The sequence below is a fragment of the Perlabentimonas gracilis genome, assembly GCF_011174675.1.
Classification (GTDB): Bacteria; Bacteroidota; Bacteroidia; order Bacteroidales; family Tenuifilaceae; genus Perlabentimonas; species Perlabentimonas gracilis.
Genome location: NZ_JAANIG010000046.1, coordinates 1 through 20,330, shown reverse-complemented (window position 1 = coordinate 20,330; position 20,330 = coordinate 1). Strand labels below are relative to the sequence as shown.

The window sequence follows — 20,330 nt, the reverse complement described above, 5'->3', positions numbered from 1 at the left end:
GGAGCTCACATTGTTTTCCCACATTAAATCTGCATTTCATTATGAACGCATTTCGTTTTCATTACACTCTCCTCATTGCATTTCTTTTTCAATCCATTTGCACTTCTGCGCAGCCCAGCATCCCATCGGAACATCCAAAACTAATAGTACAAGTTGTGGTTAGCCAAATGCGGTACGACTACCTACAGCGATATTCCGACAAGTTTAGCGAAGGGGGATTCAAGCATATAATGAACGAGGGCACCTTTTGCCGAAACGCCCGATACAACTACCTTTTAACCCAGTCGTTACCAGGTTTAGCCACCATTGCCACTGGCACCAACCCAAACGTACATGGTATAGTATCGAACCGCTGGTTCGATCCCCTAACCTCAGCAGAGGTAGATGCCATTGCCGATCAAAGGGTTCGAACCGTTGGTGGGAACTATTTTAACGGTATGTATTCCCCAAAAAATTTAATTACCAGCACCATAGGCGATGAGATTCGGATGATTAACCCACGCTCAAAGGTTATAGGCATCTCCCTCGAACCCTCGTCGGCCATAATATCCAGCGGGCACAATGCCAACGCAGCCTACTGGCTCGATCGGGAACGAGGTATTTGGATTAGCAACACGCACTATGTTGACAACCTTCCTGCCTGGGTAGATTCGCTAAACGTTAAAGGTTATGGTGAGCTATACCTAAAGCGCGACTGGAACTTGCTAAACCCACTGGAAAGCTATTTTGAGTCGGACACTGCCACCGTAAAAGATCCCAACGCCTTAAAGCGAATAACCGCCAAGCTATCGCGAATGGTTAGTGGTATGGTTCAGCAGTTCAGAAAGCCCATAAAGGATTACTCGCCACTATTTGAAACTCCATATGGCAACTCCTTTACAAAGGATATGGCCATTGCTGCCATAATTGGCGAAGATCTCGGAAAGGATAAGCACACCGACTATCTATCGATAACCTTTACCACCACCCGCACAATTGGGCAAAAATTTGGCCCTCACGCCATCGAAACCGAGGATGCATTCCTTAGGCTCGATAGGGAGCTGGAACATTTTATAGCCTTTCTGAATAGCGAGATTGGTAGGCACAACTACTTGCTAGTTGTAACCTCCGACCAAGGGGTTGGGGCAACTCCAGAGCACCTTGAGAAATCGAAAATTCCGGGGGGATATTTTGAGCCCGAGAAGGCCATTATGCTGCTAAGCAGCTACCTAAACGTGGTGTACGGCACGGCCAGCTGGGTGCTTGGGTACCAGGAAAAGCAAATCTACCTAAATCGCAGGCTTATTGAGGATTCCAACCTATCTCTTCGCGATTTTCAGGATAGGGTTGGCTCATTCATGCTGCAATTTACAGGGGTTGCCAATGCCGTAACGGCATACAATCTGCAGTCGAGCAATTTTACTAACGGAATATTCGAAAAGTTTCAGAATAGCTTTAACCAGCGCCGCTCGGGCGATGTAATTATCAACCTTGAACCCGGTTGGGTTGAGCGAAGCAAGAATATTACCTCTGCAAATTCGCCCTACAACTACGATACCCACGTTCCTCTCATGTGGTATGGGTGGAAAATGAAACGCAAGCAAGTACTTACGCCCGTTGATATGTCGGACGTTGCACCCACAATCTCTACCCTAATGGGTATTGGCTGGCCAAGTGGTGCCACCGGAAAACCCATTAGAGAAATTATCGAGTAGTTGTAAAATTTCTGCTATATTTAAGTGCAGTAACCGAATTAATAAACTAGTACATCTGGGAATACCACAATAGAGCTGCCAATGCAAACCCTACAGGATTATAGAACTGCCTTCACCCTCGATTTCTCCGAAACAGCATTCGATAGGCTAATGCAGCAGCGGATTTATAGAGTTTTGCTAATCTGTAGCCACTACGATGCATTTATGCTCGAGGAGGATGGACGCATCGACGAGCAGATATTTAACGAGTACGTATCGCTTAGCCTAAGGTACCCACCAAGCTTTATTCAGGTGCATTCGGCACGCGAGGCACTAGATGTAATCCATAGCGATGAGAAGATTGATCTTATCATCTCCATGCTAAACGTGGGTGATGTAGACACCTTCGATTTGGCAAAGCAGATAAAAAAACGATTGCCCGATACGCCACTGGTTATCCTTACCCACTTCTCGCGCGAGGTGTCGGCAAGGCTCGAGAAGGAAGATTTGAGTGGCATTGACTACATCTTTAGCTGGTTGGGAAATGCCGACCTGCTGCTGGCCATCATCAAGCTAATTGAGGATAAAATGAACGCCGATAACGATATACTTGAGGTTGGTGTACAGTCGATTATTGTGGTTGAGGATTCGGTTCGGTACTACTCCTCCCTGCTTCCCCTCCTCTACAAAACGGTGATGCGCCAAGCCCGAAGCTTTATGCAGGAGGCGCTAAACGAGCACAAGCGGGTGCTGCGCATGCGGGGGCGCCCCAAAATTTTGCTGGCAAAAAGTTACAACGAGGCGCTCGAACTATACAATCGCTACAAACCCAATGTGCTGGGGGTAATATCGGATGTTAGCTTTAAGGTAAATCAGCGCCGCGATCAAAAGGCTAAACAAGGGCTAAAGCTATGCCAGATGATTCGGAAGGAAGATCCCAACATGCCCTTTCTTCTCCAAAGTTCACGCATAGGCAACAAGAAGTACGCCGATGAGCTGGGTGTTGGCTTCACCCATAAGTACTCGCAAACCTACAATATCGACCTGCGAAACTATATCATTTCCAACTTTGGGTTCGATGATTTTGTATTTTTCGATCCCAAAACCCACAAGGAAGTATGCCGTGCCGAGGATTTGCCAGCTCTACAAAAGCTACTGCTTACGGTTCCCGATGACTCCCTAACCTTTCACTCGAGCCGTGACCACATATCCAAATGGCTAAACGCACGTGCGCTATTCTCCATTGGCCAGCTATTTAAACCCCTGTCGCTACAAGACTTCCAATCGCTCGATGATGTTCGGAAATTTCTCTATCAGGCCATCTCGGCCTATCGGATGAGCAAAAGCCGAGGTGTTATCGCCATGTTCGACCGCAAACGGTTCGACGATTACAAGTTTTTCTCTCGCATAGGGAATGGATCCATTGGGGGAAAGGCTCGTGGACTTGCATTCGTAAACACCCTAATACGCGACAATCATCTATACAACAAGTACCCCAACGTGGTTATTGCCATACCGCGCACGGTGGTTATAAGCACTGAGTTTTACGATGAGTTTATCGAGTCGAACAACCTATTTAAAGTTGGCGTTTCCAACCTATCCGATCAGGAGATACTTGAGAGATTTTTATCCGCCAACTTGCCAAACAGCCTTATCGAAGACCTTAGGGTGGTGGTTAAGGTTATTGACCAACCCATAGCGATTAGATCCTCGAGCAAGCTGGAAGACTCGCACTACCAGCCATTTGCAGGCATCTACTCTACCTATATGGTCCCCAAAACCAACGACAAGGAGCTTATGCTCTCGATGCTTGCACAAGCCATAAAAAGCGTGTACGCCTCGGTGTTTTTCAAGGCCAGCAAGGCCTACATGGTGGCCACCAGCAATGTAATTGATGAGGAGAAGATGGGCATTATCCTTCAGGAGGTATGTGGCAACCAGCATGGCCAGTACTTCCTCCCCACCCTTTCGGGCGTTGCCCGATCGATAAACTTTTACCCCATAGGCTCCGAAAAGCCCGAGCATGGGATTGCCACGGTTGGCTACGGGCTGGGTAAACTAATTGTCGATGGAGGTGTCTCGCTCAGGTTTTCGCCCCAGTTTCCTAAAAAGATCTTACAAACATCACAACCCGACATGGCGCTCCGCGAAACTCAAAAGATTTTCTACGCCCTCGATATGCGCCCCGAGAGCTTTACCCCATCAACCGATGACGGGGTAAACATTGCAAGACTCGAAATTGACGAAGCCAAGGAATACCCCGACTTTACGCACGTTGCCTCAACTTACAACCATGAGGAGGGCTCCATAAACGATGGCGTTTGGGGCCAAGGCAAAAAGCTGGTAACGTTTGCCAGCGTGCTTAAGTACAACACGTTTCCTCTTGCATCTATACTAAAAGATTTGCTTGAGATAGGGCAAAAGGAGATGAACTGCCCTGTAGAAATTGAGTTTGCAGCCAACCTCAACGTACCCAAGAATGCGCCCGCCATATTCAACCTGCTGCAAATACGCCCCATAGTTGAGAGTGAACTTTCCGACGACTTTCCTTGGGAAGAGGCAAACCTCAACGAGTCAATTATATACTCCGAATCAGCTTTGGGCCATGGCAGGGTACAGCACATACAGGATATTGTGTACGTAAAGCCCAGCAAGTTTGATCCTTCCAAAACAAAGATCATAGCGCAAGAGGTAGAAGATGTGAACCAGCTATACATGGAAACCAAGCGAAACTACGTGCTGGTTGGCCCTGGGCGCTGGGGTAGCAGCGACCCTTGGCTAGGCATACCCATCAAGTGGTCGCAAATATCGGAGGCCCGGGCTATTGTTGAATCAGGTCTTCCCGATTTCCGGGTCGACCCCAGCCAAGGCACCCACTTCTTTCAAAACCTAACCTCCTTCAGGGTGGGATACCTTACCGTTAACCCCTATATTAATGATGGCATTTTCGATGTTGATTACCTCAATGGCCTACCCTCATTCCATGAAACTGAGCACGTGCGATGTGTCCGATTCGACAGGGAACTGCTAATTCATGTTGATGGCAAAAACAATAAGGGAGTGATATTTCGCCCTGATGTAGCAACCCCAATAAACTATCAAACTCCAAACGATTGAGGTGGAATTTGGGTACGTGTTTAATATCATATTTTTATCGGATGCTTTTCCTTTGAAAATTAGTTTTAAGTGTGGATATTTACACCTGATTTCGAGAGGGCAAAATCCCTTAAATCAAAATAATAAGTCTTTCTTGTTATAAACACTTAAAACTTTTCTGTTATGGATGTTAAGAAAATAATGACTGACCTTGAGAAGAAGCACCCCGGTGAAAAGGAGTACTTACAAGCAGTTCACGAGGTTCTAGAGTCGGTTGAAGAAATCTACAACAAGAACCCAAAATTCGAAGCTCACAAAATTATTGAGCGTATCGTTGAGCCCGACCGTGTATTCACCTTTAAAGTGCCATGGGCTGACGATGAGGGAAATATCCACGTAAACATTGGATACCGCGTTCAGTTCAACGGTGCCATTGGCCCATACAAAGGAGGAATCCGTTTCCACCCCAGCGTAAACCTTTCATCGCTTAAATTCTTAGGATTTGAGCAAACATTCAAGAACGCCCTAACTACTCTACCTATGGGTGGTGGTAAGGGTGGATCAGACTTCAACCCAAAAGGTCGTAGCGATAACGAAATTATGCGTTTCTGCCAAGCCTTCATGCTTGAGCTTTGGAAGCACATTGGTCCCGAAACCGACGTACCTGCTGGTGATATAGGTGTTGGTGGCCGCGAGATTGGTTACATGTACGGTATGTACAAGAAGCTAGCTGGCGAGCACACTGGCGTATTCACTGGTAAAGGCCGCAACTGGGGTGGTTCACTTATTCGCCCTGAGGCTACTGGTTTTGGTGGTATCTATTTTATTGCTCACCAGCTAAAAACCAAAGGTCTTGATTTCAAAGGCAAAACCGTTGCCCTTTCTGGATTTGGTAACGTGGCTTGGGGTGCTGCTATTAAAGCTACCGAGTTTGGGGCTAAGGTGGTTACCATTTCTGGCCCCGACGGTTACATCTACGATGAGGCTGGCCTAAACGAGGAGAAGATTGAGTATTTGCTTGAGCTTCGTAACTCAAACCAAGATATCGTTGAGCCTTACGCTAAGAAATTCGCTGGTGCCAAGTTTGTTGCTGGCAAAAAGCCTTGGGAAGTTAAGGTTGATATTGCTATCCCCTGCGCAATCCAAAACGAGCTTAACGGCGACGACGCTGCTACCCTTGTGAAGAACGGCGTTATGTGCGTTAGCGAATTGTCAAACATGGGTTGTACTCCAGAAGCTATCGAAACTTTCCTTAAGCATAGAATACCTTTCGGTCCTGGTAAAGCAGCCAATGCTGGTGGTGTAGCGACATCTGGTTTGGAAATGACTCAAAACAGCATGAAGCTTAACTGGACTCGCGAAGAGGTTGATGAGAAACTTCAGCAAATTATGGAGAACATCCACCACGCTTGCGTTGAGTACGGAACTGAGGCCGATGGTTATGTTAACTACGTTAAGGGTGCAAACATTGCTGGCTTCATGAAAGTAGCCAACTCAATGTGTGACCTTGGTTTGGTATACTAACCAACTACATAAAAACTAAAAAAGGGAGCAGCTGCTCCCTTTTTTTATTCCCTAATCTTATCTAAAAGCCTATTCAACTCCATGGCTTCATCGAGGGTTAAATTTCCTAAAAGCGTTTCCACGTGCTTTTCCCAGCCAAGCAAGCTGGCTAACAGATCGAGTCCCTTTGAGGTAATATCAACCGAGCGCTGGCGCTTATCCTTCGAATTTGATGAGCTAGTAACAAGACCTTTATCTTGCAACCTATCCACCAAGCGGCTCACGTCCGGATCACGATCGAGCATTCGCTCCTTAATAAACCCCACGTTTAAGGGAGCCTCGTCCTTAAACCCCCTAAGTATTCGCAGCACGTTGTACTGCTGCTCGGTTAGCCCATGCTTTTTTAACTCCCGAAAGAAATCGTAGCTCAACCTACGTGCGGTATACGAAAGGTTAATGAATCCCTTGTGGTACTCATTCCTAAATCGCCCCTTTAGCTCATCCTCAATTCTCATACTATTTCAGTTTACCACACCAAATTTAGAACAAAAAACCCACTGGCAAAACTAGCCAATGGGTTAAGTATGGGTTGTATTGTGTTTTTTTACACCACTAGCTACGAAGGGGTTTTAGCGCACTTCCCCATGCCACAACTTGACTAACCATAGCGTTAACCGAATCGGCCTGATGTGGTGCGGGTTTAAACACGCTAAAGTTTTCGAAATCGGTGAATAACGATAGCGATACCTGTGCCCTCACATCGGCAATTTGTAACTCGGCCATAATTTGTCTAAGCTGCTCAACAGCACGCACACCTCCTGCCGAGCCAAATCCAACAAAACCTGCAGCCTTGTTATTCCATTCGGCATAAATATAATCAATGGCATTTTTAAGCGCACCTGTGGGTGCGTGGTTGTACTCCGGCGTAACAAAGATGAATGCATCCATAGAGCCAATTTTGGCAGCCCAAGCCTTGGTATGATCCTTTGAGTACTGATTCATAGCCGGTGGAATGGGCTCATCGAGAAGTGGCAACTTGTAATCTGCTATATCTATTATCTCAAATTGGGCATCATCTCGTTGCTTGGCAATTTCGTAAACCCACTTTGCTACTGCTTCGGAGTTGCGACCTGGTCGTGTGCTCCCAATAATAATTCCAATCTTAATCATATCTCAATGTAATTTTAGTTGTTGTTTAGTTCGATTTATAAACCTTGGATTTTATATGTTATAACATATATTTTAAGGGTATGTTCAAAAAGGATATAAAAGATTTGAAGATTATTCCTAAAAATATCTTTGTAAATGAACAAGCAAAGCCTACCCACGTTACCTCTAGAATTGGAAAAGTTCACTATTTTTGCTCATCAACAAATTCTAAATAAAAATCATTCGTAATATGCAAACATCAAGTATTATATACCTTGGTGAGCTGCGCACTGAGGCGGTTCATAAACTATCGGGCAATAAGTTGATTACCGATGCCCCACCCGACAATCAGGGGAAAGGCGAATACTTCTCGCCCACCGATTTGCTGGCCACCTCGCTGGGCAGCTGCATGCTCACCATCATGGGTATTGCAGCGCGTACCCACGGTTTCGATATCGATGGTACCAAGGTGGCCATCACCAAGGTGATGGGGACCAACCCGCGCAGGGTTGTTGAAATTGTGGTTGAACTTACGTTCCCTCACAACAACTATAGCCCAAAGGAGCGGAAACTCCTTGAACTATCGGCAAAGGAGTGCCCTGTGGCCAATAGCCTTCACCCCGACTTGAAGCAAACGGTGAAGTTTGAGTTTGCGCAAACCACTTAGGTATCTGAAATATGGGCAGTCCGAAATATATCATCAGGTTACCTTTCGGACTGTTTAATCAAAAAAAGATGGGAATAGGGAAACAAGCGTATATGGCAAAGGCTATCTGCTAATCTTTGATAGATCACTAATAAGCCATCCCGAGTTCATAGTATTCCGCTCGAAGTTTTCGACTGTAACCACCCAATGCGGAAACGAAATTAGATAGGTTACCTTCTCAACGTGCCTAATCGAAATATTCTTTCTGGCTATCTCCGATAGGAAATAATTTGTTGCATCCTGCATTTGTAATGAGAAGAAGTAGAGGGGATTTACGGTGCCATTTAGCTTTCGCAAATTGATGAAATTGGTTTCATGGCTATTGGGAGCGATAAAATGAACAGCTAGGCTGTCGCTGCGAGGTAAAAGGTTGTCGCCCTCCACATTTGCGATAACCCATTTGGCCGATCGATCGGCTAGTACTTCGGGTACTAGCGTTAAAATCACAGTTTGGGTGCTACCATTGCAAACAATGCTGGTTTGAGCCCTGGCCACAACCTGCCCACTGAAAAGGCTAACTTTTTGTGGAGTTACTGAATCGGTAATACTCCTAACAAACTCATTGCAAAGCATTCGGTATGTTGAGTCAGTGGGACTGTTAATTCGCTCATCCTCTAAGTTGAATAGATATAGAATGTAGCTATCCCTCGGCATTTTGCTTGCAAACTCCTGGGTAATTCTATCGCCTTTCCAATCGGATAGGTAGTTAAACCTATCGATAAACTCGCCAAACTGCTTAACCTTTACATAGAAATCGGGAGGTGTTTCGGTGGTTGTGTTTAGCTTACTCGCCAGCTGGGCAGAGGTGCCAGCGGAAAGCGCCATAATGAAAAGGAATGATATATGTGCCTTGAGTAACCGCATGGCTTACCCTCTTCGTGTTTCGGTTGCCTTAATATTGCCTAGGAGAACCTGCCACTTTTTCTCATTAAAAAATTTGTCCTCCACCAGATTTAGAATTATTTCCACTTCCTTGGTTGTAACATCCTTGTACACCAAGTTGTCGCCCGAAAAACCAGAGAATTCCTGGATAATGGTTGCAGATGAATAATAACGGCCATCGGGGCCCTTGGTGAAGCTAGAGATGTAAACCAGGTCGTAGAACTTGATGACAACAGCGGTGTAGGGTAATGATTTGAGCCTTGCAAGGTAGTTTTGCATTGGGCGAGACTGTATTTGAATGGATCCGTTGGGTCGGATAACGGACGACTCCATCTCAGCTCCATCGATAAAAAGCTTTAGCGCTTCTCGCTCGGCAAGATTCCTCATCTCATCGGGCTGATCCTTACTGCCAATGATAACGATATGCTGTTGAAACTCCTCTACCTTTTGCCTAGTTTGATCTTTAAATACCTCTATATCTGCATCGGAGAGGTTAATTTCATCAACTATCTTAGCTTCCTTGCTGCTAAGGGCTGTTTTGGTGGGTTCCTCCTGTGCGCTTGCCACTGCTAAAACACCAAAAACAAATGGAAGGAAAAGTAAGTATCTCATACGCTGGATGTATAGTAGTAAGTGATTATCTAGAATTTATATTTTACACCAAACTTAACACCATAATTCAATATTCCAACACTTTTGGGCGTCGTTTTTCCACCAAAAACATCGGTGTATTCGCTCTGCTTCACAATATCGTTTAGGCTTACATATACTTCTGGACCAAAGAATACAGTAGTGAAGTAGTTTAGGGGCATTGTTATTCCAACTGACGACCTTAACGCAATATGCAATGGCGAAAGGGCTGCATCTCCGCTCCTGTCGATATTGCTATCGTTGATAAAACCCAATTCGGAAGCATCGAGAGTTTGCATAGGGGCAGGATACTGCTCGTAGTACCCCGAGGTGGCAAAGTTGCCATTCACCTGATAGGTTGATTTAAAGTTTATCGATGCCACAACACCAGCCTCGATATAGGCTCCCCAGCTATTGGGCTTTTTATTTGTGTGTACCAAAATGGATAGCGGAATGGATAGGTAGCTAAAGTTTACAGTTGAATCGTAAGCGGCGCTAATGTTCAGAAGGTATGGCTCACTATTTACATCGGTAAAGTATGTATTGTTCTGAAAATTGCCAGTTAGATCAATATCTGCACTATACCTATTGTAGCTAATACCAGACGAAATGCCAATACGATTATTGAGGTAGTAAGTAATTACGCCATGGATGTTAAGTGCCGATTTTCCATTGACAGTCCAGCTAAGCAGCGGGTTGCTTTGTAAATTCTCGTCGACGAGTTGTGTTGCACCTGCTGCCATAGCTATTCCAAAGTACAAGCCACCCCTTTTTAAAGTAGATACGGGGATACTTGGTAACTCTTTAGCTTCGCTCGAAGCAGACTCCTCGTATAGGTTTACACCTAGCTTATCGATGCTTGCAATTTTAAAATCTCTGAAAGTATTCTCGTAGCGCTCAAAAGATATACGAAAGTCATACCTAGAGTTATCGCGATGAATAGTTTCTCCCTTGAATCTGCCAGCAAAAAATTTGTCAGCGTAAATGCTTATCCCATAACGCTTACCCTCGGGTATTACCTTACCAAACTCAATGGAATCGACATTCATCCCAATATTCCGAACCCCCTCGGGGTAAAAGAGCGAAAGGTTTTGCTTATACTCGTACACTGGTATCCATCGTCGCTTTGCATCGGGCTCAATATCGTTGGCTATATGAAGGGTTGAATCGGTAAAGAGTTCCAGGAATGACATCCTGTAGTAAATCTTGTCCTCTTCGTCCTCCTTAGGATCGGTGATTAAGCTTAGGAAATTAAGATAATCGTTGATAATATAGCGCGACTGATCCATTACAAGCTGCATATCCTTTGGTGTTAGGTCAACGCTTTTAACCTCTGTAAGGAGCTTCGCATCGTTGGACTGAAGGTTTGACTTACTGCTTCTAATCCCTGCAATTTTGTAGTTCTGAAACGATCGATTTGTTAGGTAAAAGGCAACCCTAAACAACAGCTGCTCAGTATTGGTGTTTTGCTGCTTGTTTAAATAGTTACCATTTATCTTTTTCGATATTAAAAGATCAACCGTGTAAATATCGTTGCCATGGGCAATTATGTCGCCGGCCCTTAGGGTGTTATAGTCTAAATCTATCTTCATCCCATCGGGGTACCATAGGAGGAGGTTACTTACATATGTTTCCAACTCGTACACCTCACTTAGGTTGTATGTGGGGTCGAGATCGTTGAACACGATTGCTTTTCGGCTCACAAAAAGATCGATTAGGCTCTGGCTTGTTTTAGCCAACTCCTTGGGATCAAAAACATTATCGGCCAGCTGATTCGATAGGCTTTGGTACTGCTCAAGTACCCTTATGGCCTCGTTGTGAATAATTGCTTTTTGCTTTGCAGTAAACTCACTGGAGAGTACTGTTGCACTGATCAACATCAAAGAAATTGATAAAAGAATAGAGTGCATTATTGATCCCCTAACAAACTTCATATGTAATTAATTATTAAATGAATTTACAAATTATATTCTTACAATAATCACTTCGATATAACAAATTTACTCCACCACCAACCGCCTCACCACGCTGCCTCCCTCCACCTCGATGCGGCAGAGGTACACCCCCTTGGGCGCGCTGCTCAGGTCGAGGGTAAAGGCCGGGGCGCTGTGCTCCTGCGCCAGCACCACCTGACCCAGCGCATTGGTCACCCGCACCCTCACCCTACCCATCAGGCCTTCGCCCAGCCGCACGTAGAATAAGCCTCCCGACGGGTTGGGGAAGATAGCCACCTCGGTGGGGTTTAGGCTAATGTCGATGCCCACGATGGTGCCCGTGGGGATGTTGATCACGTCGCTGGCGGTCCAGCACTCGCCGCCCTCGTTCACCCGCACCAAGTAGTTGCCCAGCTGCTGGTTGGCCACGTAGGTGTAGGTGGTGGCGCCGGGGATCAGCGCATCGTTATGGTACCAGCGGTATGCCGTCGCACTTTCGTTGCTGCACCCCAGGATCCACACGTTGGGGCCGCGGGCGTAGATCGCGGGCTTGGCGGGGGCGGGCTTGGTGGTAAGGGTGAGTATGCTGGACTCGGAGCGGCATATACCATCCACTGCCACTACTGAATAGTCGCCGGCGGCCAGAGGCCCTGAGTACGACGGCTGGTGCACCCCGACAACTTCAACCCCCGATCGCTTCCATACGTAGGTATATTGCTGCGACGGGTTTGTTACCTGTAGGGTAACCGGCGTGCCGGGGCAAAAGTTAGTGGTGTTGGTGGCCTCGGCAATGGTGGGCTTGGGCGGCAGATCATAAACCGTTACGCTGGTGCTGGCCGAGGAGGCATGGCATTGCCCCACGGGGTTTACCACCTGAGCAGAGAAGGTGCCGGTACGGGTGGCGATGTAGCTGTGGCTAGTAGCCCCGGTGATGTTCACCCCGTTATCGCGCCACTGGTAGCTATGGTTTTCATTAAAAGGCACCTCAAGGGTAACGCTCTGCCCCTGGCAGAAGCTAAGCGGGGCGTTGGCGCTCAGGGAGGCTGAGGGGATGGCGCCAACGGAAACGGTTTTAACCATTGAGCCCGCACACCCGTTAGTGGCGGCCACGTAAAGCCCCACCTGATAGCTGCCCGGGTTGATGTATCCGTGGGGTGGTGGCTCCTGTAGAATGGAGCCCTTGCCATCGCCGTAATCCCATGTCCAGCTGGCAATATCAAGCTCATATGTATCTGTGAGGTTTGTGAGGGTGGTCTCTTGCCCCAAGCAAACGGTGGGGGCGGTGAAATCGACAAGGGGCGTGGGTTTAACAAGAATAGTTTTAGTAAATATGTCTTGCTCTCCGCCCAAACTTTTAATAGTAAGCGTTACAATATGCTCCCCACCTTGACTGAAGAAATGTTGAGGGTTTTGTTCAGTTGAGTAACTACCGTTTCCAAAATCCCATAGCCAATTTTCGATACCTTCGCTTGATACTGATTCATCAAAGAAAGATGTTGCTTCACCAAAACAAACAGTATCGCAATAGAAGTATGCTTGTGTATTCTTTATTGTAAAAAAGTTTGGTGCAGACCATTCACTTCCAAGAAAACCGTGATCAATTGCTTGAACTTGCCATAAATATTCGCCAACAGGTAAATTGCTAATTGAGTAGGATGTACGATTGTAAATGTTGCCCAAAGTAGGGATTTGCCGCAAACCGTTATCTAATGAGTGTGTGGCATTACTCCAATTTTCAGAATCGATTTGTTTATACCTCAAATTGTATGTTAATGCAATTGATGGTGTTTCCTTATCGCCAGCTGGAGCCCAGCGTAATTCTATTGAGTTTGGGGTTTGAATTGTTGATAAGTCTGTAATTCTATTTGGCCTTGTGTTGCTGTAAAAACTGTTAGACATAAATAAGTTATTACGATACACTTTCATAAAGCGACTTCTCCCGCTATCATTCTGACTTTCACCTGTGAGTATGAAGTCCAAATCGCCATCGTTATCAAAATCTGCCCATACTGCATTGCCATAAACAACACCTGGGAAGTTAGCATTTATGTCGGTAAAAACACCATTGTTGTTATTGTAGATCTTGGTTATGTATCTGTCTTCATAGTTATATTCGTCCCAGTAATAGTAGTAGCCAGTAATTAATAGGTCAAGATCCCCATCGTTATCATAATCGCCCCATGCAACCGAACTGTCTTCGACCCCCTGAAGGTTTGCGTTTATATTAGTAAAGACACCATTGTTGTTATTGTAGATTATAGTTGCGTATCTTTCTTCTGAAGTGAAATCTTTCGTCCCTGTGATAACAAAATCGAGGTAGCCATCATTGTCATAATCGCCCCAAGCAACTGCCCCATTTTCTAAGCCAATTAAATCGGCATTAATATCTGTAAAAACGCCCGAATCGTTGCGATAAATTTTGGTAACAGCCTTGTAATTAACACCATCATAACCAGCTATTAAAATATCTAAATCTCCATCGTTGTCGTAATCGCCCCATGCAAATACTGGATTGCCTAACTCCATAATATTTGGGTTAATCTCGGTGAAACTATTTGTTGTTGATAAATCGTTTCGGTAAATTCTGATATATATTTTATTGCTATAATCTCTACCATATACCAAAAGATCTAAGTCGCCATCATTATCGTAATCGCTCAAATCAAATTTTTGTATGCGAACGGGTAGGCCAGTTTCAGATAAGAGCGTAAAACCGTCTCCATTATCGTTTATGTATATAAAGGGAGAATCATAACCTGACATTATTAGATCTAAATATCCACTATTGTTTATGTCGCCCCAAGCTCCAATGTTACTGCTAGTTTCATCAAATGTATGAGATGATTCGACAAATTCACCCATTTGATTATTAAATAGTGCTGTTAAATAATTGCCAATTAGAAGGATGTCCAGATCACCATCATTGTCGTAGTCGCCCCAGAAAGCCTTGCCAGTTTGTGATAGACTTAAGCTATAGTGTTCTGTGAACTGATTAAACCCAAAAACACCAATGTTCTCGTCAACTTGTTGAGCATAAACCTCTTCGCCAGTTGTGCCTTGAAATTCTATTACATGGATTACATATGTTTTATTTGGGTTTAGCCCGCTAAGCACCAGTGAGTCGCCAATATCCTTATATACGCAATACCAGTTAGTACCTTCAATGGCCGAACCTTCTTTAAAAACAGGATTTGCGAAATAAGTGTAATTGTTTATTGGCAAGGCGGTTCCGGTATTCCCCTCTTTAGCAAATACTATACAACGGTACCCATTCCCCCGATTCCATTTAATGAGCAATGAGTTATGAGATTGTACGGTAGCTCTCAGGTTGTTTGGCTGTATAGGAGAAACAGTTATTACCAATTCATCAGAGAATTGTCCTCCCTCAAAGCAATTGTCGATTGCTTGAACGCTGGCATGGTAGGTTGTGTCCCAACGGAAATTCTTAAATACAAAGGTAGTGTCGAGCTGAGCGTTTCCCATTTCAACAACCTTTCTATACCCATTAGAAAGCGAATGTGGGTTAACAAATTCGAATGATTCGCTTGATTTTCCGATTCGAACATTGTATGTTATCGATTCGGATGGGGTTTCGTTATCTGTAGCTTTATCCCAGCTTAAAGCGATGTTATTATTGACAATGCTATAGTTCAGGTTTTTAGGTGCAGCAGGCGGTGTGTTTTTTTTAAGGCTATTGTTTTTGTACAAAATACTGTAATTATTGCCCGTTAGCATTATATCTAAATCTCCGTCATTATCAAAGTCCCCCCAAACTGTTGATCCGTCACTAACTCCCTGAAGGCCTGCCTCTACCTCGGTAAATACTCCATTATTGTTTCTATAGATTTTTGTAATGTTTCCCTGGTTCGTGTGACCAGAGATTAAGATATCTAAACTCCCATCGTTACCGAAATCGCCCCATGAAACGAAACTATTTCTGGCTCCATCAATCTCTGCGTTAATATCGGTGAAAACTCCATTGTCGTTGCGGTATATTTTTGTATAGCCGATTCCACTTATCAAAAAGTCAAGGTCTCCATCATTGTCATAGTCGCCCCAAGCAACCGATGCGTAATAAACCCCAGGCAATTCAGCGTGAATATCGGTGAAGTATTCTCCGTCGTTTCGGTAAATCTTTGAGTAATTACCAGCATCATTATAGCCAGCAATTAATAAATCCATATCTCCATCGTTGTCGTAATCGGCCCAAGCTACCGAACTTGAAGTAGCGCTAACACCGATTATGTCGGCATTAATGTCAATAAAAACCCCATTATCGTTTCTGTATATTTTCGAGTAGTAATTATAGTCGCTATCCTGACCGCAAATAAAAATATCTAAATCGCCATCGTTGTCGTAGTCAACCCATGTTGCGGAGCTGTTTCTTAGGTTGATAAGTTCAATGTCAACTTGTTCTGTAAAAGTATGATCCCCATTGTTTCTATAAACCCTTGAGATACCACTATACCAACTGCCTTCTCCCTGACCGGTAATGAGTATATCGAGGTATCCATCGTTATCGTAATCGCCCCAAGCTACCGAGCCACGGGTTACATTGTGTATATTGGCATTTATATCAGTGAATACACCGTTGTCATTGCGGTAAATTCTTGTGCCAGGAGGTGGATTATAATAACCTGCGTAGGGGTTTCCAATAATTATTAAGTCCAAATCGCCATCGTTATCGTAATCGCCCCAAGCAACTGTGCTATAGGAAAATCCTGGTATGCTAATGCTTGTTTCTGAGAAGTATGGAGGGGTAATGCTCTTCTCATTGGCGAAATCGCCCCCAAGTAAGCCTCCGTCAATGGCCTGAATAGAGTAGAAATACTTCTTACCCAGTTCTAACCCATTAATAGTATAACCGTTGGCATTCCATTGTAAATTACCAACTTTCGAGATTAATCTTTTCCCGTTAAGCGGTTGATTCTTTGTAAATGAATGCGGTGAAAGGATGAAGTTACTTTGATCCTCTTCGTAAATGTAGATTTTATAGGTTAATCCATTTTGGGGTGTTTGCAAATCTGTAGATTTTAGCCACTGAATTTTTAAACTATTTGCATTTAATAGGGTTGGTTCATAAAGTTGTGGAATGGATGGTTTGGTATTAACTGCTTCAATATTATTTCTATATACTCTAGATAGATTGCCTGATGTTGTTTCACCAGCAATTATCAAATCAAGCTTACCATTGTTATCAAAATCTGCAACAGCAAGAGATGATTTGTTAGCACCTACTAGCTCCGCGTTAATATCAACGAACGTACCCGAGCTGTTTGAGAATACTTTTGCAACGAATTCGCTACCATTGTTACCAGATATAAAGATGTCAGAATCGCCATCATTGTCGAAATCGGCCCATGCAACCGAGCCATTGTAAACACCTGGTAAGCCAGCGTTAATATCATTAAACGTTCCCTCATCGTTTCGGTAAACTATTGAGAATAGGTTCGCTCCATTTATACCTGTAATAAGCAGATCGGTATCGGCATCGTTATCGAAATCGTTCCAAGCCAACGAGCAGTGAGCCACGCCTACTAGCCCAGCATCTATGTCGGTAAAAACCCCCAGATCATTTCTGTAGATTTTTGCAACAGGAATACCGTTTATGTCCTCGCCTGCAATAACAAGATCGAGGTCGCCATCGTTGTCGTAATCGCTCCAAGCAACTGCGCTAAACTTAACGGGTGATATATTGGCATCAATCTCCTCAAAGGTTCCGGCATTGTTGCGGAATATTTTTGAGATTAGCCCTGTGTTCGTTTCCCCTGTTAGAATAATATCGAGAAAACCATCATTGTCAATGTCGCCCCAAGCAACCGAGCCGTTATCAACCCCAGGCAATCCAGCATTAATATCGGTGAAAGTACCATTGTCGTTGCGGTAAATAATTGTAACACGCTCTTCCCCGGAAAAACCAGTTATAATTATATCCAAATCACCATCATTATCGAAATCGCCCCAATCAGATGATCCGCTTCTAACTCCCAGAAAGCCCGCATTTATATCGGAGAATACCCCATTGTTGTTCTTGTAGATTTTTGAAATATACTCGGATCCAGTATAGCCAGAAATAAAAACATCTAGATATCCATCGGAATCAAAATCACCCCAACTTATGCTAGCATCATTTACTCCTATTAAATCAAAGTAGTTTGAAAATAAAGGCGTTGTGGTAAAGGTGAAGGACCCTGTCCAATTACTGTTTAGCCCTATGTGGCAAGAATCTCTGACATAAAACTGATATGCTGTTGATTTCTGAAGTCCGGATATAGTTATCGGTTTTGAAACATTTCGCATGAATGTTCCAGTACCTAAACTAAAGCCCTCAAGCCCGTATTCAACATCCCAGTTTGTTGCATTGCCTGGAATCCAGGTAAGAGTTGCTGACGTACTGGTAATGTTTATTGCATTTAAGCCCGTTGGAGGAATACAGGTAGTTGTGGTGAAGGTGAAAGGGCCCGCCCAACTACTATTTGTTCCAGCATAGCAAGAATCGCGTACGTAAAACTGGTAAATTGATGAAGAAGTGAGGTTTTCGATGTAGTAGGGCTTGCTTACATTACGATCAAATGTCCCTGTTCCAATTTCAAACCCCTCGGGGCCATACTCTATATCCCAGTTAAAAGCGTTGCCTGAGTCCCAATCTAATAAAACCGATGTAAAAGATATCTCAACAACCGAAATATTGGTAGGAGGTATGCAGGTTAGTGTTGAGAATGTGTAAGGCCCTACAATATCGTTAGCTGAACCATCGGTGCATAGGCTTTTAACATAGAAATCGTAACTTAAGCTTTGCTCAAGGTTAAAGATTATATTTGGACTCGATGCATTATTAATCAGTTCTCCCGTTCCAATAGCAAACCCTGATAGGCCATACTCAATATCGTAACTGGAAGCATTACCATAATCCCAGCTGAGTACGGCTGAGTTAGTAGTAATTTCGGTTGCCGATAAGTTTTTAGGCGGAATGCCTGGTACTGTTAAATTGGTTTCTGACGAGAACAGCCCGGCCAAATAAGCATTGTCAATTGCTTGCACTCCCCATGTGTATTGGCCGCAAGGTAGATTTGTCTTGTAGGTTGTTTTTGAGTGATTGTTCCCAAAATTTGGGATTGTTCTAATTTCGCTGGTTCCAATAGTATTTGGGCATACAACATATTTCCCAAGATGATTCTTTATGTAGATATTGTAACTCAAACCATCCTGCGGGGTTTCGTTATCGGTTGCCTTATCCCATGCAAAAGTTACTCTTCCGTTCTCATCAATTGAGGTTGAAAGGTTTGAAGGGGTTGTAGGCCTGGTATTAATTGTAGCAATATCGTTTCTATAGATAGTTGAGATTCTTCCTGAGCTAGAAGTGCCAGTGTAAATCATATCTAAATCTCCATCATTATCAAAGTCGCCCCAAGCCAAATTACTATTAATAACTTTTGCAAGGGAAGATTGATGGGTAAATGTATTATCTCCATTATTAACATACAATTTCGATTCGTATGCTGATCCATTGTACCCAGTAAGAATTATGTCTAAATAACCATCATTATTATAATCGGCCCAATTAACAAATCCTTGCGATATGCCAGTAAGAGAAATGCCTGTTTGCTCGGTAAAAGTATTATTGCCATTGTTCTTATAAACTTTGGTAGTTCTCGTATTATATGCTTGAGTTAATCCTCCAATTATAATATCATAGTAGCCATCATTATTGTAGTCGCCCCATGCCACTGAGCCAACTCGAATGCCAGTTAAAGAAACTCCAGTTTGAAGAGTGAATGTATCATCGCCATTGTTTCTGTAAAGTTTAGTTGTTAGGTAATACCCTTCTGAGCCTGCAATAAGTATGTCTAAAAAGCCATCATTATCATAGTCGGCTAAGGCAACAGAACTCTCACTAACACCGGTAAGAACAATGCTTTGCTTTTCAGTAAATGATTCTCCAGCATTATTGTAAAAAACTTTTGAAACTATTTGCCCACCACTGTTGCCTGTTAAAAGAATATCCAAATACCCATCGTTGTTAAAGTCGCCCCAAGCTACAGAGCCATCGCCAATAATTGGGAGGGAGAATTGAGGCTGCTCAGTAAAAGTATTATCCCCATTATTTCTGTATATCATTGTATATCCGCTAGACGCAGACGACAACAATTGCCCAGTAAGAAGTATGTCCAAATAACCATCGTTATCATAGTCGCCCCATGCAACGGAGCTGAAACTTACACCCTTTAGAACAATTTCAGTTTGTTCGGTAAAAGTGTTATCGCCATTGTTTCGGAATAATTTTGATACTCTTGAAGTGCCAGTTGATCCAGTAATTATAACATCAAGATAGCCATCGTTGTCATAATCGGCCCAAGCAACACTTCCACGTTCAACGGGTGTTATTCCTGCGCTAATGTCGGTGAAAACTTGAGCGATGATGCTCTGAGGCAAATAGACTAAAAAGACAAAAAACATTATGGTACAATTAGACCAAGTTATGGTCTTGCCTTTTTCTATATTCATGGTGCTATAGGTTAACGGAAAGGCGGTTTAACCAAAGTTACAGCAATTGATTATTGAAAACAATACTAAACCTTACTTATTTTATCGGTTATTGTGCAAACCAAAAAAGATTATAACATAATTGATTAGCAACGGCTCTACTCCACCACCAATCGCCTCACCACGCTGCCTCCCTCCACCTCGATGCGGCAGAGGTACACCCCCTTGGGCGCGCTGCTCAGGTCGAGGGTAAAGGCCGGGGCGCTGTGCTCC

11 protein-coding genes are annotated in these 20,330 nt (G+C 44.0%); 4 read left to right on the top strand and 7 right to left on the bottom strand.

The window, feature by feature from the left end; translation table 11 throughout:
* Positions 1-41 precede the first annotated feature (41 nt).
* The 3 genes from G8O23_RS15300 to gdhA all read left to right on the top strand — a co-directional run bounded on the left by G8O23_RS15300 (position 42) and on the right by gdhA (position 6,293).
* The gene (locus tag G8O23_RS15300; RefSeq protein WP_166366422.1) at positions 42-1,694 is read left to right on the top strand and encodes an alkaline phosphatase family protein; all 1,653 of its coding nucleotides are present in this window, start codon (positions 42-44) and stop codon (positions 1,692-1,694) included.
* Between the two features lie 81 nt (positions 1,695-1,775).
* Complete coding sequence (locus tag G8O23_RS15295; protein WP_166366420.1) at positions 1,776-4,790, top strand: PEP/pyruvate-binding domain-containing protein; 3,015 nt, start codon at positions 1,776-1,778, stop codon at positions 4,788-4,790.
* Positions 4,791-4,952: 162 nt separating this feature from the next.
* Positions 4,953-6,293, top strand: a complete 1,341-nt coding sequence (gene gdhA / locus G8O23_RS15290) for an NADP-specific glutamate dehydrogenase (RefSeq protein WP_166366418.1) — start codon at positions 4,953-4,955, stop codon at positions 6,291-6,293.
* Between the two features lie 44 nt (positions 6,294-6,337).
* On the opposite strand, the gene G8O23_RS15285 is transcribed toward gdhA, so the two are convergent.
* Together G8O23_RS15285 and G8O23_RS15280 are read right to left on the bottom strand one after the other, a co-directional pair.
* Positions 6,338-6,787 (bottom strand): MarR family winged helix-turn-helix transcriptional regulator, encoded by a 450-nt coding sequence (locus G8O23_RS15285; protein WP_166366416.1) that lies wholly within the window; start codon positions 6,785-6,787, stop codon positions 6,338-6,340.
* Positions 6,788-6,884: 97 nt separating this feature from the next.
* On the bottom strand, positions 6,885-7,442 hold the full coding sequence (locus G8O23_RS15280; protein ID WP_166366414.1) for an NADPH-dependent FMN reductase: 558 nt from the start codon (positions 7,440-7,442) through the stop codon (positions 6,885-6,887).
* A 229-nt stretch (positions 7,443-7,671) separates the two neighbouring features.
* Here G8O23_RS15280 and G8O23_RS15275 point away from each other — a divergent pair, with 229 nt between their 5' ends.
* A complete protein-coding gene (locus tag G8O23_RS15275; RefSeq protein WP_166366412.1) occupies positions 7,672-8,088 on the top strand; it encodes an OsmC family protein in 417 nt (138 codons plus the stop codon).
* Between the two features lie 102 nt (positions 8,089-8,190).
* Here G8O23_RS15275 and G8O23_RS15270 read toward each other — a convergent pair whose 3' ends face one another.
* The 5 genes from G8O23_RS15270 to G8O23_RS17730 form a co-directional block, all read right to left on the bottom strand.
* Positions 8,191-8,991, bottom strand: a complete 801-nt coding sequence (locus G8O23_RS15270; protein WP_166366410.1) for a hypothetical protein — start codon at positions 8,989-8,991, stop codon at positions 8,191-8,193.
* A gap of 3 nt (positions 8,992-8,994) precedes the next feature.
* Positions 8,995-9,621, bottom strand: a complete 627-nt coding sequence (locus G8O23_RS15265; protein WP_166366408.1) for a hypothetical protein — start codon at positions 9,619-9,621, stop codon at positions 8,995-8,997.
* 29 nt (positions 9,622-9,650) lie between these two features.
* Positions 9,651-11,519, bottom strand: coding sequence for a porin family protein (locus tag G8O23_RS15260; protein WP_166366406.1), 1,869 nt, complete (start codon positions 11,517-11,519; stop codon positions 9,651-9,653).
* Between the two features lie 120 nt (positions 11,520-11,639).
* On the bottom strand, positions 11,640-20,078 hold the full coding sequence (locus tag G8O23_RS15255) for an FG-GAP-like repeat-containing protein (protein WP_166366404.1): 8,439 nt from the start codon (positions 20,076-20,078) through the stop codon (positions 11,640-11,642).
* 137 nt (positions 20,079-20,215) lie between these two features.
* Positions 20,216-20,299, bottom strand: coding sequence for a T9SS type A sorting domain-containing protein (locus G8O23_RS17730; protein WP_394351926.1), 84 nt, complete (start codon positions 20,297-20,299; stop codon positions 20,216-20,218).
* Between the last annotated feature and the right edge of the window lie 31 nt (positions 20,300-20,330).

Coding starts and splice junctions, on each gene's coding strand:
- G8O23_RS15270 (WP_166366410.1), bottom strand. CDS start 8,991: ATGCGGTTACTCAAGGCACATATATCATTCCTTTTCATTATGGCGCTT.
- G8O23_RS15275 (WP_166366412.1), top strand. CDS start 7,672: ATGCAAACATCAAGTATTATATACCTTGGTGAGCTGCGCACTGAGGCG.
- G8O23_RS15260 (WP_166366406.1), bottom strand. CDS start 11,519: ATGTTGATCAGTGCAACAGTACTCTCCAGTGAGTTTACTGCAAAGCAA.
- G8O23_RS15265 (WP_166366408.1), bottom strand. CDS start 9,621: ATGAGATACTTACTTTTCCTTCCATTTGTTTTTGGTGTTTTAGCAGTG.
- G8O23_RS15295 (WP_166366420.1), top strand. CDS start 1,776: ATGCAAACCCTACAGGATTATAGAACTGCCTTCACCCTCGATTTCTCC.
- G8O23_RS15285 (WP_166366416.1), bottom strand. CDS start 6,787: ATGAGAATTGAGGATGAGCTAAAGGGGCGATTTAGGAATGAGTACCAC.
- G8O23_RS15280 (WP_166366414.1), bottom strand. CDS start 7,442: ATGATTAAGATTGGAATTATTATTGGGAGCACACGACCAGGTCGCAAC.
- gdhA (WP_166366418.1), top strand. CDS start 4,953: ATGGATGTTAAGAAAATAATGACTGACCTTGAGAAGAAGCACCCCGGT.
- G8O23_RS15255 (WP_166366404.1), bottom strand. CDS start 20,078: ATGAATATAGAAAAAGGCAAGACCATAACTTGGTCTAATTGTACCATA.
- G8O23_RS15300 (WP_166366422.1), top strand. CDS start 42: ATGAACGCATTTCGTTTTCATTACACTCTCCTCATTGCATTTCTTTTT.